The 15,031-nt window shown below is 67.1% G+C and carries 12 protein-coding genes; all 12 read right to left on the reverse strand.

The features are described from left to right. Positions 1-12 precede the first annotated feature (12 nt). Entirely contained in the window at positions 13-2,289 is a 2,277-nt protein-coding gene (locus N800_RS03250; RefSeq protein WP_036134847.1) for a nitric-oxide reductase large subunit, read from the reverse strand. Positions 2,290-2,490: 201 nt separating this feature from the next. Continuing rightward, a complete protein-coding gene (locus N800_RS03255; protein ID WP_036134850.1) occupies positions 2,491-3,246 on the reverse strand; it encodes a helix-turn-helix domain-containing protein in 756 nt (251 codons plus the stop codon). Positions 3,247-3,262: 16 nt separating this feature from the next. Further along, the gene (gene hemN, locus N800_RS03260) at positions 3,263-4,657 is read right to left on the reverse strand and encodes an oxygen-independent coproporphyrinogen III oxidase (RefSeq protein ID WP_036134852.1); all 1,395 of its coding nucleotides are present in this window, start codon (positions 4,655-4,657) and stop codon (positions 3,263-3,265) included. 86 nt (positions 4,658-4,743) lie between these two features. Further along, complete coding sequence (locus N800_RS03265) at positions 4,744-5,703, reverse strand: alpha/beta hydrolase family protein (RefSeq protein WP_084087145.1); 960 nt, start codon at positions 5,701-5,703, stop codon at positions 4,744-4,746. A 5-nt stretch (positions 5,704-5,708) separates the two neighbouring features. After that, positions 5,709-6,524, reverse strand: coding sequence for a bifunctional hydroxymethylpyrimidine kinase/phosphomethylpyrimidine kinase (gene thiD / locus N800_RS03270; RefSeq protein WP_036134855.1), 816 nt, complete (start codon positions 6,522-6,524; stop codon positions 5,709-5,711). Between the two features lie 192 nt (positions 6,525-6,716). Further along, entirely contained in the window at positions 6,717-7,775 is a 1,059-nt protein-coding gene (locus tag N800_RS03275; RefSeq protein WP_036134857.1) for a hypothetical protein, read from the reverse strand. Next, positions 7,772-8,752, reverse strand: a complete 981-nt coding sequence (gene nadE, locus N800_RS03280; protein ID WP_036135099.1) for an NAD(+) synthase — start codon at positions 8,750-8,752, stop codon at positions 7,772-7,774. Before nadE ends, N800_RS03275 begins: the two co-directional genes overlap by 4 nt. 5 nt (positions 8,753-8,757) lie before the next feature. Then, a complete protein-coding gene (locus tag N800_RS03285; RefSeq protein ID WP_052107864.1) occupies positions 8,758-10,245 on the reverse strand; it encodes a class I adenylate-forming enzyme family protein in 1,488 nt (495 codons plus the stop codon). A 42-nt stretch (positions 10,246-10,287) separates the two neighbouring features. Further along, entirely contained in the window at positions 10,288-10,506 is a 219-nt protein-coding gene (locus tag N800_RS03290) for an acyl carrier protein (protein ID WP_156962858.1), read from the reverse strand. 244 nt (positions 10,507-10,750) lie between these two features. Beyond that, positions 10,751-12,745 (reverse strand): asparagine synthase (glutamine-hydrolyzing), encoded by a 1,995-nt coding sequence (asnB, locus tag N800_RS03295; protein ID WP_036134864.1) that lies wholly within the window; start codon positions 12,743-12,745, stop codon positions 10,751-10,753. A gap of 121 nt (positions 12,746-12,866) precedes the next feature. Continuing rightward, positions 12,867-13,556, reverse strand: a complete 690-nt coding sequence (locus tag N800_RS03300; RefSeq protein WP_036134866.1) for a YoaK family protein — start codon at positions 13,554-13,556, stop codon at positions 12,867-12,869. Between the two features lie 12 nt (positions 13,557-13,568). Beyond that, complete coding sequence (locus tag N800_RS03305; protein WP_036134870.1) at positions 13,569-14,966, reverse strand: PhoH family protein; 1,398 nt, start codon at positions 14,964-14,966, stop codon at positions 13,569-13,571. Positions 14,967-15,031 lie beyond the last annotated feature (65 nt).

Here is a 15,031-nt window from a genome sequence, read left to right on the forward strand (position 1 = left end):
TCCTGATTCAACTCAGACGCTTTCGCTAGCCGCAATCGCCGCACCCGCCTTCTCACGCTGCGGCAGGATCCACTGCCGGAACACGAACCACGCCATCAGGCCAGCGCCCGCCGCGAAGATCGTGTCGCCCGGCACGCGCATCCACACCAGCATGTCGATGATCGGCCGGCCCATGAAGTCGGCCGAACGCGCGTACCAGTAGCCGTTCTCCAGCACCGCCTGCAGCTGCAGCACGCCCAGCGGCAGCAGCGTCAGCATGGCCATCAGGCCCAGGCCGATGTTGAAGGTCCAGAAGGAACTGCGCAGCAGGCCTTCGCTCCACAGCGACTCCGGCTTCAGGCCACGCAGGCAGAACAGCATCAGGCCGATGCCGAGCATGCCGTACACGCCGAACAGTGCGGTGTGGCCGTGCAGCGCCGTCAGGTTCAGGCCCTGCATGTAGTACAGCGCCAGCGGGGTGTTGATGAGGAAGCCGAACACGCCGGCGCCCACCAGGTTCCAGAAGCTCACCGCCAGGAAGAACATGATCGGCCAGCGGTAGCGCTCCATCCACGGCGTGGCGCGGCTGTGGCGCCAGGTCTCGAACGCTTCCATGCCGATCAGCGCCAGCGGCACCACTTCCAGCGCCGAGAAGCTGGCGCCCAATGCCACCACCGCCGTCGTCGTGCCGGCGAAGTACAGGTGGTGGAACATGCCCAGCACGCCGCCGGCCATGTACACGATGGTGGCGAACAGCACGTTGATCGTGGCGGTCTTGCCGCGGATCAGGCCCAGCTTGACGAACAGGAAGCTGATGACCGCGGTGGCGAACACTTCGAAGAAGCCTTCCACCCACAGGTGCACCACCCACCAGCGCCAGTAGGTGACCAGCGAGATGTGGGTGTGCTCACGCCACATCAGGCCAGCGCCGTACAGCAGGCCGATGGCCACCACCGACATGAACAGCAGGCCCACGATCGAGGACATCTCATCCTTGCGCTTCAGCGCCGGCCACAGGGCACGGCCCATCAGCACCAGCCACAGCAGCAGGCCGATGAACAGGAAGATCTGCCAGAAGCGGCCGATGTCGGTGTATTCCCAACCCTGGTGGCCGAACCAGAAGTTGTACTGGATGCCCATCTTCTGCATCACCGCGAACCACTGGCCCGCGAAGGCGCCAACGACAATGATGATCAGGCAGGTAAACAGGAAGTTGACGCCAAACCGCTGGAATTTCGGCTCATGCCCGGAGATCGCCGGGGCGATGTACAGGCCGGTGCCCAGCCACGCGGTGGCGATCCACAGCACGGCCAGCTGCGTGTGCCAGCTGCGCGTCAGCGAGTAGGGCAGGATCTCGGCGATGGCGAAGCCATAGGCTTCCTGGCCTTCCACCTGGTAGTGCGCGGTGGTGGCGCCCAGCAGGATCTGCACCAGGAACAGCGCGATCACCACCCAGAAGTACTTGGCGGTGGCCTTCATCGACGGAGTGATCTTTAGGCCCTTCAGCGGGTCCTGCGCCGGCGGGGTCGCATGCTCTTCCTTGCTGTGCCAGGACGCGTAGTGCCAGCCCAGCAGGCCGATGCCCGCGATCATGAAGATCACGCTGAACACCGTCCACAGGAACGAACTCGGCGTGGCGGTGTTGCCCACCAGCGGGTCGTATGGCCAGTTGGCGGTGTACGACTTCACGTCGTCCGGGCGATTGGTCACCGCAGCCCACGAGGTCCACCAGAAGAACGCGGCGAGCTTCTCGCGGCTCTCCTGATCGGGCACCGTGTTGTTCTTCATCGCATAGGTTTCGCGCAGCTCTGCGGTCGCCGGGTCGTTGGAGAACACGCTGCTGTAGTGCGCCGCCACCGAAGCGATGGCCTGGGCGCGCTCGTCGCTCACCGTGATGGTGTTGGTGGCCGGGTCATGCGTGTTCTTGCGCAGTTCCGGCTTCACCAGCGCCTGGATGCGGGCCTGGTCGGCCTCGTCCAGGTTGGCGTAGGGCAGGCCGGTCTCTGCGCGTGAGCGCAGCTCCAGCATGGCCACCGCTTCCCGGTGCAGCCAGTCGGCCGACCAGTCCGGGGCGACCAGCGCGCCATGGCCCCAGATGGAGCCGAGCTGTTGGCCACCGGTGGTCTGCCAGACCTGGCGGCCGCGTTCGAAGTCGGCCTTGGTGAACAAGGTCTGGCCGCTTTCGGTGACCACCTTGTCCGGCATCGGTGGAGCTTTTTGGTGGATGTCGCTGCCCATGTAGAGCAGCACACCGAAGCTGGCGAGCAACAGCGCCGCCAGCCCCAGCCATAACTTGCGAGTGGTATCCATGAAACAACTCCTTTGCGAAGTGGTGCCATGGTCGGCCTGGGGCCCTGCCACGGCACTGACTTAGATCAATCCGGACCAGTTTCAGACCAATTGTCGGGGCGCTTGCGTGCGCGCGCGTCCAACCGCACGCGAGCGCGCGGTTGGAAGCCGGTGGCAGTTCGAAGTCCCCAGGCGCGCCCGGAGGGGTCGCCCAAGCCGAGGTTAGCTGCGCAGGACGGGCGCGGCCAGTGTCGTCATTCGCGCCATGTCGAGGATTTCCATCTCACGGCGGTCGACGTTGATCAGGTTTTCCTGCTGGAAGCGGCGCAGCACGCGGCTGACGGTTTCAGCGGCCAGACCCAGGTAGTTGGCGATGTCGGCGCGCGGCATCGGCAGGTGCAGGCGCGTGGCCGAGTAGCCACGGGCGGCGTAGCGACGCGACAGCGACACCAGGAAGGCGGCCATGCGCTCGTCGGCGCTGAAGTCGCCAGCGCGCACCGCCGCCTTGCCGATGTCCGCGGACAACAGCTTGAACAGGTGCTGCTGCAGGCCCGGCATGCGCGAGGCAAGCATGGCGATCTGCGGGAACGAGAACCGGCACAGGGTGACGGTGTCCAGCGCCACGGCGTCGCAGGGGTAGCGGTCGTCATGGATGCCGTTGAGGCCGATGACCTCGCCGGGCAGGTAGAAGCCCAGCACCTGCTCGCGGCCGTGGCCATCCACCATGCTGGTCTTGACCGTGCCGGCGCGAACCGCGGCGATGGCGTTGAAAGCGTCGCCTTCACGGAACAGGGTGGTGCCGGCGTGGAACGGACCGACGTGCTCCACCAGCACGTGCAGGTCGCGCAGGGCGGCCTTGTCGTAGCCCTGGGCCATGCAGGCGCTGGAGAACGCGCAGGTGCCACAGAACTCGACGGTGTCGTTGTCGTCCGAGATCGGCGCCGAAGCCACCGGACTGTTGCGCGGCGGCTTGTTCAAGCGGGAACTCCCACGGTCAGATGGCGCGCGAGAAGCGCGCCGGCGCGGCACTGGGTTGCTGGAGGTAACGGTCGAAGCACATGGCAATGATACGCAAGAGCAGCCGCCCGGAGGGAGTGGCGCGGATGCGGTCGGCCTCGATCCGCACCAGGCCGTCGTCCACCAGCGGCCGCAGCCGCTCGTAGGCATCGGCGAAATACTCGCGGAAATCGATGTCGTAGCGACGCTCCAGCGACCGGATCGGGATTTCGCCCTGGCACATCAGGCACTGGATCAGGTCGGCGCGCAGCAGGTCGTCCTCGCTCAGGCGCATGCCGCGCCACACCGGCAGGCGGCCTTCGTCCAGCGCGATCTGCCAGCTGGGCAGGTCGCGCGGGTTCTGGCTGAAGCTGTCGCCGATGTGGCTGATGGCGCTGACGCCCAGGCCCACCAGGTCGCTGTCGGCGTGGGTGGTGTAGCCCATGAAATTGCGGTGCAGGCCGCCACGCTGCTGCGCCAGCGACAGTTCATCGTCGGGCAGGGCGAAGTGGTCCATGCCGATGTAGTCGTAGCCGGCGGCGGTCAGCTTCTCGATGGCCAGGCGCAGCAGGTCGAGCTTCAGCTCGGCGCTGGGCAGGTCCTCGGCGTTGAGCTGCCGTTGTGGCTTGAACATCTCCGGCAGGTGCGCGTAGCTGTACACCGCCAGGCGGCTGGGGCGCGCCTGCACCACGGTATCGAGCGTGCGCTCGAAGCCGGCCAGGTTCTGCTTGGGCAGGCCGTAGATAAGGTCGACGTTGACCGAGCGCATGCCGTGGTCGCGGCAGGCGTTGATGATGGCCACGGTCTCTTCGACGGACTGGATGCGGTTCACCGCTTCCTGCACCGCCGGGTCGAAGTCCTGCACGCCCAGGCTGGCACGGTTGAAGCCGGCGGCGGCCAGTTCGGCCACGTCCTGGGGTTTGATGAAGCGCGGGTCCAGCTCGATGGAGATGTCGCGGTCGCGCGCTTCGCTGAAGCGGAAGTTGTTGCGCAGCACGTCCACCGTTTCCTGCAACTGTGCGGGCGACAGGAAGTTGGGCGTGCCACCGCCGAAGTGCAGCTGGATGACCTCGCGGTCTCGGTCGAACAGCCCCGCGATCATCTCGATCTCGCGGTACAGGCGGGCGAGGTACGCCGCGCCGCGCGCAAGGTCGCGGGTGATGATCCGGTTGCAGCCGCAGTAGAAGCACGGGCTCATGCAGAACGGCACGTGCACGTACAGCGACAGACGACGGGGGATCGGATCGCCGTTGCTGAGGGCCGCCGCGTCGCGCAGTTGTGACTCGCCGAAGTTGGCGTTGAACTGCGGAGCGGTGGGATAGGACGTATAACGCGGGCCCGGCCGGTCGTAGCGGCGCAGCAGGTCGGCGTCAAAGGGTGGGATCACGGGCATGGACCGTACGCTAAGCGCTTGAAACGCCGGGTGCTTTGATTTGGGTCAAACCGCTTTGTGGGGGTGTCTTCAGTCACCCGGTCGATTCATTCAGCCCGCGTGGGCCCGCGCCACCGTTCGCTGCTGCGGGCCATGAGCCGGGCGACAACGGCATCCGGGCGTTTGAGCCAGTGGAAGTGGTCGGCGGTTGCCCCTAGTTGCGCGGCGTCCAGCACATCCGTGCTCACGTGCGATGCGGCGAGCTTGGAAAGCAGGAAGCCCAGCGAGGAGGCTGGCGCCAGCGGGTCTTTGGCCATGACCACGGCGTGAACCTCCAGTGGCGAGGCGGCCAGTGCCTGTTCGAGATCGGCGCCCAGCCCCTGCGCGGCGTAGCGCCCGGACAGTCCGCTGCGGGCCCAGTCACGGATCAGCTCTCGTGCCTCGTTGCCGCCAAAGCCGATGCGCCGTCCGGGCAGCGCGCCGGCGCGGTCGGCCAGCCATGGCAGGAAGCGATAGGCAAACGGCAGCCACCAGCGCATGGGCGCAGGGAACGCACGCCAATACGGGGCGCCACTGGCCACCAGCCACAGGCGGTGAACCTGGTGTGCGGTCAGGCCGGCGTAGCAGCAGGCCAATTGCCCGCCAAGGCTGTGCCCGCCCACGATCCGCTCGACGCCCGGCACGCGAGCGACGATGGCGGCTTCACTGGCTGGAATGTCGTGCGCCAGCAGTTCGCGGTAGCCCCAGTCCTGCGTGCGTCCAGCGCGCAGCGAACTGGTACCGTGGCCACGCCACTCGTGAACGAAGACGGCCACGCCGCGTTCGGCCAGCGCATCGGCAAACGGCAGGTAATGGCGCGCGGCGATGCCCAGCGCGGGCAGCCACAGCAGCGTCGCCGTTGCCCGCTCGGGCACGCGGGCCAGCAGGGTCCAGCGGTGGCCATCATCGGCGTGGACGGCGATCTCGTGGGCATCGACGGCGCCGTGGCCTCCGGCGCCACGCACATCACCCGGCCCCAAGGCGCCGTTGTCGTCATTGCCCACCGGGGGTGGGGGAGTGGAGGCCATCGGGCTTACCCGGCCGCCGCGCCAAAGTGGTCCAGTACGATGACCTCGCCCCGCCCCGGGCGGTAGCCAAGGACCAGCGCGCGGTGCACGTAATCGGAGGCCTCGCGGCAAGCGGCGGCCAGCGGCATGCCGCGTGCCAGTCCGGCCGCGACGGCCGAGGCGAGCGTGCAGCCCGTGCCATGCGCCTCCAGCGGCAAGCGGTCGTGGCGGATCAGGTGGACGCCGTCGGCGTCGGCAAGCAGGTCGATGATCGTGTCGGGGGCGGCTCCCACCGGCAGGTGCCCCCCCTTGAGGAGCACCGCGCGCACGCCCGTGGCCAGGAACTCTGCACAGGCCTGGCGCATCGCATCCGGTGTCTCGACGGGGCGAGCCAGCAGCAGCGAGGCCTCGGGCAGGTTGGGGGTTACCACGGTGGCCAGCGGCAGCAGGCGCTGGCGCATAGCGTCCAAAGCGTCCGGCTGCAGCAGGCGGGCGCCTGACGTGGCGACCATCACCGGGTCGAGCACCAGGTGGGGCGGGCAGTGGACCTCCAGCGCATCAGCCACGGCGTGGATGACTTCGGCCGTGGCCAGCATGCCCAGCTTCACCGCCTGCACGTTGAAGTCATCGAAGCAGGCGTCGATCTGGGCCCGCAGGAACGCCAGCGACGGCACCTCGACCGCGGTCACGCCACGGGTGTGCTGGGCGGTCAGTGCTGCGATGGCGCTCAACCCGTGTACCCGGTGTGCGGCGAAGGTCTTCAGGTCGGCCTGTATGCCGGCGCCGCCGCCGGAGTCGGAGCCGGCAATGGTCAGGGCACAGGGGGGGCGCGGATCGGTCACGCGATCTCTCCGGTGGGGCAGGCCGCCATGATGCCCGGTCCGGGCCCGGTTATCAGGTTGCGGACGTCGTGCGCGAACCGGTGGTGATCGATGGTCGCCCCGCGGAACCGTCAAGCCGTGATGCGCCAATCCCTACGTCGGGCGCATCAGGCGCGTGCAGGGCACTGGGGCGCTGCCGTACGGCGCGGGAACTCAGCCGTCCTTGTCCGCGGAGGTCAGGTGCATGGCGGCACCGTCCGGCGCATCCCCCGTCCCGCTCCAGCGGCCATAGACCGGGTGGCGCGCCCGCTCGAAGAATCCACAGGCCCGCCATCCGGTCAGGGCTGGCGTGGGGGCGGCAATCTCGGTGGTGACCGCGACGTGGCCGCTGGCCCGCGCGGCCCACAACAGGGCACCAACGCAGGCGCGGTTGACGCCACGCACCCCGTCCGTGGACCAGAAGTCGCGGACCCGCAGGACACCGGCATCGCTGCGCGTGGCAAACCACGCCATCGGGGCACCGTTGGCGGGGTTGCTGACCAGCACATAGCGCGTCCTGCCGTGGGGCGCCTCGTCGAACCGCCACCGCGCATAAGCGGCATCCCGGACCATCAGCACCCCTTCCCCGCGTTCTGATTGTTGCCAGACGGCATCCAGGCGCGCGTCGGCGCGCTCCAGCCATTCGGCATGCAGCTTCGGTGACAGCAGGCGACCGATGCCGTCCCAGGCCCATAGGGCGACGTCCAGGACTGGGGCGATGACGCTGGCCAGGGGGATGGGCATGTGGCGGGACAGGTACCTCGCGTGCCGCAGTACCCGTGCATGCCCGACGATCTGGGTGAGCTGTGTGTAGCCGCCCCGTTTGACCGCGGCGACCGCCTTGGGATTGGGAAACCCGTATAGCAGGTCAAGTTCGCGTGCCCCCGCGGCCATCACTCCGCCTTGCAGGATCAGCGCCGGGCCGAGAGAGCGGTGCTCCGGGACGACGGCAAAGTCGACGATCACGCCGCCTCGAATATCCCGCCCATTGCAAAGCATGCGACGCCGACCGGCCGCGCAGACACCCACCCAATCGCCGCTGGGGGCATGCCGCATGAGCTGCAGGATCGGCGGACCATCCGGCCCGCCCAGGTAGAACCACCGGTATTTGGCTTCGTGGCCGCCACGCTCATGGTGCAGGTTGCCCCGCCAGATCGACAGCACGATGTCCCGATGCTGCGTCGGGTCCGCGTCGTGCAACGTGTATAGCGCAGCCGGCGGGGCGGCGGTCACGCGTCGTTCCCGAGTTCAGGGACGCTGCCAGCCAGTACCGGTGGTTGGTGCAGGTAGCGTGTCGTCCGGCGTTTCGTGCGGATGTCCTCGTACGTGGCCTCGGCCCGGGCGAGGCTGATGCCAATGGCTTCGGCCAGCCATGACGGCGGCTTGTCGTGGTTGAGCGCCCACAACGCGATGTCCATCTGTTCGTAGGGCAAGCCGTAGTAGAACTCGTCCTGCCCTTGCTCAAGGCTGTACGTGTCAGTTGTCGGCACGGCCGTGCAGATCCGCTCCGGCAGGCCCAGGTGCCGGGCCAAGGCGTACACCTGGGTCTTGTACAGGTGGGCGATGGGCTTCACGTCGGCCGAACCGTCGCCGTTCTTGACGAAGAAGCCCTGGTCGTATTCCACCCGGTTGGGTGTCCCCACCACGGCATAGTTGAGGCGGTCGGCGTGGAAGTACTCCAGCGTCTTTCGGACGCGCTGCTTGAAGTTTGTGGCCGCCACAATGATCAGGTACTCATTGAGGGCAAGGTCGCGCACGTGCGATTCGCCGTCGGGCGACTGCGCGATGAGGCGGAACCGGTTGATGCGTCCTTCGCTGCCGCCGTCAATGGCGATCTTGAACTTCCACCCTTCCCCGTACGCGGGGATCAGGTTGCGCACCGCCGCATCACGGGCCTGGTAACAGCCAATGGCGGCAAGCGTCGGTTGGATGTCGACGGTTTCGCTGCGCACCCCGAGGTGCCTGGCGAGCAGCGTTGCGCGGCTTGCGCTGTCGTCGCTTGAGTCGCGTTCGGGCAGGATCAGCGTAAACACGCGATCAGCGCCCAGGGCGCGCACCGCCAGCGCCGCGCAAACCGAGCTGTCGATGCCGCCGGATATGGCAACGACCAGTCCGCGGCGATGAAGCCGTCGTGCCGTGATGTCCCGCAGTGCCTCGGCGATCCGATCCGCCTCGCGCTCGTAGTCAATGTCCAGCAAGGCAGGATTCATGGCGATCATGCGGGGGCCTGTCGGGATACCAGTTGGGTACGCTGGACCTTTCCCGATGCGGTCCGGGGCAGCGTGGAAACAAACTCGACGTGCTTGGGAATCTTGTAGGGAGGCAGGTGGGCGCGGCAGTGCGCTTTGATCTCGTCGGTCAGCCTGGTTGTCACGCGTTCAACGACAACGAACGCCTTGAGGACCTGGCCGAGCACGTCGTCGTCGACGCCGACGACGGCCACTTCGATGACCCCCGCCATCTCCGCGATGGCTTGTTCGACATCCACCGGGTGTACGCGGTGCGCGCCGGTCTTGATCATGTCGCTGCGGCGGCCCACGAGGTACAGGTAGCCGTCGTCATCGAGGTGGCCCATGTCGCCGGTTTTCAACCAGCCGTCCTTGAGCGTTGCCCGCGTCGCTTCGGCGTTGCGCCAGTAGCCGAGCATCACATTGGGGCCGCGAACCCACACATCGCCGGTTTCGCCGGCCGCTGCCGGCACGCCTTCCTCGCGAACGATGCGGATGCTGACACCATCCACCGGGATGCCGACCGACCCCGCCTTGGCATCCAATTGACCGGGCGGGAGGAAGGTGAGGCGTGAGGTGGCCTCGGTTTGCCCATACATCACGAACAACTGCGGTCCGGGCAGCGCCGCGCGCAGTTGGGCGGTCAGGCTGGGGGACATCGGGCCGCCGGCCTGGGTCACGTAACGCAGCGTGGACAGGTCGTGCCGGTCCAGCGCGCCGTGGCTGAGCAGCAGAGCGAACGTCGATGGCACGCCGGAAAACCCGGTGATGCGCCGTGTCGCAAGCGCTTCGACGATCAGGTTCGGAAATACCAGGCTCCCCGCCAGGTGCAGGGTCGCGCCGCTGATCAGGTGCGTGTGCACCACCGAGGCACCATAGGCATAGTAGAAGGGCAGCACGCACAGCACGCTGTCGGATGGATCGAGCGCCAGGTAGGCCGCCACGGCCGTGGCATTGGCCATCAGGTTGGCGTGGCTGAGCATGACGCCCTTTGGCGCGCCGGTGGTCCCCGAGGTGTAGAGGATCAAGGCCAGGTCACCGTCCGGCCCGGGTGCGCGCGCCGACAGGAGGGCATCACCTGGCAGGGGCGACGGTGGGCAAATGGGTTGGTCTTCCGGCACGGTGAACGGAAACGGCGGGGAGGCCAGCGTTTCCATTGCGGAGGCCACGTCGTTGTTGCCGGGCTCGTGAACGATGAATCGCGCTCCGCAGTGGACAAGCCAGGGCGCGATGTCGCGCGCACGGGCCTGTGCATTCAGGGGGACGGCAACCCCGCCGGCGAGCCAGGTGCCGTAGCAGGCCACCGCCGCCTCGATCCGGTTGGGCAGCACGATCGCGACCCTGTCACCGTGCCGCAATCCATGGCGCGCCAGTTGGCCGGCAAAACCGGCCGCGTGGGCCATGAAGTCGCGATAGCTCACCTGTCGCGTGGCATCGACGATGGCCGGCTTGTCCGGCGTGGAGTGCGCCCACATCGCGACGGTTGAAGCCAGCGACTGCACGTGGTTCCCCCTGTATCAGGCCAAGAGCTTGCGGGTGACGAACGCGTCGACGGAATGGATGGAATCAAACGTCGCAGGCGTCATCTCCTCCGGCGTCACCGAGATCTGGTAGTTCTGTTCGAGAAACAGGATCAGTTCGTGGATGCCCGTGGAGTCGACGATGCCGCCACGAATCAACGAGTCGTGGTCGTCGATGGCATCCTCCTTGTCGGAAAACAGGAAGTTCTGCAGCACGAACTGCTTGATTTGCCTCCGCCGTTCCATTGTGGTGCGTCCCCAGTCCGTGTGTTAAACGAGTGCAGGCGTCGCGCGCGCCCCGTTGACGGCAACTGCCGTCGTGCGGATCGAATGGGCCGTCCGTGGGGCGCCTGACTCGGATAACGGGGGCTGCCGGTTACGTCGGCCAGTCGCGCCTGGCGAACCTGCCCAGGCTGCATTCGGCGATGCAGTGCGACCGGCACCCGCGCCGCACAGGGGCTCATTGGGCGGCGGCAACGGGCCGGTCGACGGGCGCCCGTTCGTGGCGGCTTGCGGTGCGTGACAGGGCCATGGAGCGATGAAGCAGCATCGTTGACAGCACGCCGACGAATGCCTGGTTGTCGGCGAAGCCGATGGCCTGGCCGGCCTGGCATTTCTTGAGCAGGTGCTCGACCGCGACGGGATTGAAATAGCCCGCCGCCTGGACGCTGTCGCGGCTCAACAGGTCGGACACATAATCGAGAGGCTTGCCATCGACAAAGAAGCTTTGGCTGTCCGGAGCGCGATAGGGCTGCTTGGTGCGGTGGATGACCTCCCTTGGCAACAAGCCCGACAGCGCGCGGCGCAGGAGATACTTCTCCGTCAGTCCATGAATCTTGAAGTTGGGCGGCAATCGGCTGGCGAACTCGATGAGCCGGTGGTCGAGGTACGGGAACCGCCCCTCGATCGAATGGGCCATGGCCGCTCGGTCGCCTTGGGCGGCCAGCAGGTACCCGGCCAGCAACGATTTCGCTTCGACGTACTGGTCGCGGGCGAGCGGGCTCCATTCCATGATGTCCGCGGGAAGCGTCCGCTCGTAGGCGTCCAGCGGATCCCAGGGGCCGATGCTGGCCCGCATTTCCGGCGATAGCATCGCCATCGCGCGGCTGGCGGTCGACCAGCGCGGGACGTGGGCGAATATCGGCCGGCCCATGTGCTCCAGCCCCCGGGCGAAAAAGGACTGGGCGAATCCGTCATGCTGGACGGGTGAGTTTTCAAGGTAGCCGTAGAGTCGGCGCAGCAGGCCGGGGCGCAGCCGGGAATCGGGCTGCCGCGCCCAGAAGCGCCGGATCTTGGCTTCCTTGAACAGGTCGTATCCTCCAAACACCTCGTCGGCCCCCTCGCCGGTCAGCACGACCTTGTAGCCGTGTTGCCGTACGCGGCCGGCCAGCAGCATGAGTGGTACGGGGGCGGTGCGCAGGATCGGTGTCTCGGCGTGGCGCACCAGTTGTGGAAACGCCCGGCCGATATCGGTCCGTGTGCAGTGCAACGTCGTGTGATCGGTGCCCAGGTGCCTGACCACTGTGGCCTGGTGGGCACTTTCGTCGAACTCCACGTCGTCGAACGCGAGCGAGAACGTCCGGACCGGCGCGCTCGTGAAACCACGGATGAGTGCGACGATCCCCGACGAGTCGAGGCCACCACTGAGGTACGCGCCCACCGGCACATCGGCGCGAAGCTGAAGTCGCACGGCATCGATGAGCAACTCGCGCAGCGCATCGGTCGCCGCCTCGACGCTGAATGTGCCCCTGGCGGGCGACACGTCCCCCGCGTGGGGGAAGCTCCAGTCCCAATAGCGGGTCAGCCGTTCCCGTCCGTCGTGCTCGATGCTGAGCATGCACCCGGGAGGTAGGGAGCGGACCCCTGCGTACACCGTGTCGGGGTCGATGGTCGACCAATAGGTCAGGGCTTGCGCCAAGCCCAGCGGGTCCAGTACTGCGGTATCGGGCAGGACCGCATGCAAGGCCTTGATCTCCGAGGCAAACCAGAGCCGGCCACCGCTGCGGGCATGGAACAACGGGCGGATGCCCGCACGGTCGCGCGCCAGCACCAGGCGCTGCCGCTCGCTGTCCCAGAGGGCGATCGCGAACTGGCCGTTGAGGTGCTCCACGAACCGGTCGCCGTAGCGTTCGTACAGGTGGACGATCACCTCGGTGTCGGAACGGGTGTAGAAACAGTGCCCCTCGCGCTCAAGCGCCTGGCGCAGTTCGACATGGTTGAAGATCTCGCCGTTGAACACGGTCCAGACGGTGCGACGCCCGTTGTGGATCGGCTGATCGCCGGTGGCCAGGTCGATGATCGACAGTCGCGCATGGGCCAGTCCAATGCCAACGTCCGCATGGAAGCCGTAGCCGTCGGGTCCCCGGTGTGCGAGCGTGCGAATCATCCGCTCCAGCGCGGGCTGCGCGTGGTCAGGCAGGGCGCCGGGCTCAACGAAGCCTGCAATTCCGCACACGGTGTCGGGCTCATGGTTCGTGACCGGGTACCTTCAACCACGGTTCGAGCGTGTTGATCCGGCCATCGCGGCGGAGCGATGCCGCGCCAGGCCCATTGCCCGGAACCATCGGTCCCCGGGATCAGTCGCCCGCGTCGTAGCGGCGTTCGCGCTCGGCCCACAGGTGGCGGTAGGTGATGTAGCCCAGCCCGGTCACCCCGGTCAGCGTCGCCGGTACCAGCAGGGCGTCATACCCGAGCGCCACGAACAGCCGCGCTCCCACCACGGCTCCGGTGAGGAAGCTGCCGATGATCAGGCCGCACAGCAGCAGGCGGCGCTTCTGCAGCGGCATGCCGCGCAACGCATGGCCCAGGCCGATGCCGAGGTCGGTGAACATGCCACTCAGGTGCGATGTGCGGATCACCGCGCCGCTGTAGGTGGTGGCCATCGCGTTCTGCACGCCGCAGGCCATCGCGGCCAGCAGCGCGCCGACGATCTGCTGTTGCTTGAACAGCGGGATGGCGGCCAGCAGCAACACCGACTCCAGCGCCAACGTCACCCCGTATCGCCGCCCCAGCCGCAACGTGCTGTCCTGGATGATCATGCCGCTCAGGGCGGCACCTGCCATGAAGGCCACGGCCACGCCTCCCAGGTGCATGACCGCGCGCATGTCCCCGCGCGCGACCGCGGACCCGAGCAGGGTGGTGGTGCCGGTGAGATGGGTCACCGCCTGGTGTTCGAACCCCAGGTACCCCACCACGTTGACCATGCCCGCGACGCCGGCCAACAGGCCGGCGCCCAACCACACCCAACGTGGCAACTGGATACCCACGCTGCTTCGTCCCTACAGCACTTCCGACGCGTAGTCCGCCAGGCGCGAGCGCTCGCCGCGACGCAGCGTGACGTGCGCGCTGTGCGGCCAGTGCTTGAAGCGGTCCACCGCATACGTCAGGCCCGAGGTGGTCTCGGTCAGGTACGGCGTGTCGATCTGCTCCACGTTGCCCAGGCACACGATCTTGGTGCCGGGGCCGGCGCGGGTGATCAGCGTCTTCATCTGCTTGGGCGTGAGGTTCTGCGCCTCGTCCAGGATCAGCCAGCGACTGAGGAAGGTGCGCCCGCGCATGAAGTTGAGCGAGCGGATCTTGATCCGGCTGGCCAGCAGGTCATTGGTGGCCGCGCGGCCCCAACTGCCGCCTTCCTGGTTGTGGGTCAGCACCTCCAGGTTGTCGGTCAGCGCGCCCATCCACGGGGTCATCTTTTCCTCCTCGGTGCCGGGCAGGAAGCCGATGTCCTCGCCTACGCTGACCGTGGCTCGGGTCATGATGATCTCGCGGTAGCGTTGCTGGTCCATGGTCTGCGCCAGGCCAGCCGCAAGGGCCAGCAGCGTCTTGCCGGTGCCGGCGGTGCCCAGCAGGGTGACGAAATCGATCTCCGGGTCCATCAGCGCGTTGAGCGCGAAGTTCTGCTCGCGGTTGCGCGCCGTGATGCCCCACACCGAATGCTGGTTGTGGCGGAAGTCGTCGACGATCTGCAGTACCACCTTGGCTTCGGTGACCCGGGCGACCTTCATCTCCGACTCTTCATCGCCCGGCAGGTACAGGAACTGGTTGGGATACCAGTCGTCGTCCGGGTTGCGGGTGATCTCGTAGAACGTGCGGCCTTTTTCGGTCCACGACTTCAGGTCCTTGCCGTGGCGCGACCAGAAATCCTCCGGCAGCGCGGTGGCACCGGTGTACAGCAGGCTGAAGTCGTCCAGCGCGCGGTCGTTCTCGTAGTCCTCGCTGGCGATGCCGGCGATGGATGCCTTGATCCGCAGGTTGATGTCCTTGGAGATGAACACCACCGGCACGCCGGGGTTGCCCTCCTTCAGCGACAGGATCGAGCCGAGGATGTGGTTGTCCGGGATCACCGCGCCAAAACGCTTGCCCGCGTCGAAATCGCGGGTCTGGAACAGCAGTCGGCCGGTGCTCTGGTCGCCACGCAACTGCAGGCCCTGCGGCCGTGCCAGCGGCACGCCTTCGTGGATGTCGGTGGTCCCGGACGCCTCGATCACTTCGTTGAGGAAGCGACTGACCTGGCGGGCGTTGCGGCTGGCTTCGGAGTTGCCCTTCTTCGCGTTGTCGAGCTCTTCGATGACCTGCATCGGCAGGAATACATCGTGCTCGGCGAATTTGAACAGCGCGGTCGGGTCATGCATGAGCACGTTGGTGTCGAGCACGTAGATCCGCTTGCTTCGTGTCATTCCAGGCCTCGTGGCGATGGGCGGCCGCGGGTGCGGCAGCGCCGGTTCATGGCAATGGGGTGGGG

Origin of the sequence: Lysobacter daejeonensis GH1-9, from assembly GCF_000768355.1 — a bacterium.
Classification (GTDB): Bacteria; Pseudomonadota; Gammaproteobacteria; order Xanthomonadales; family Xanthomonadaceae; genus Aerolutibacter; species Aerolutibacter daejeonensis.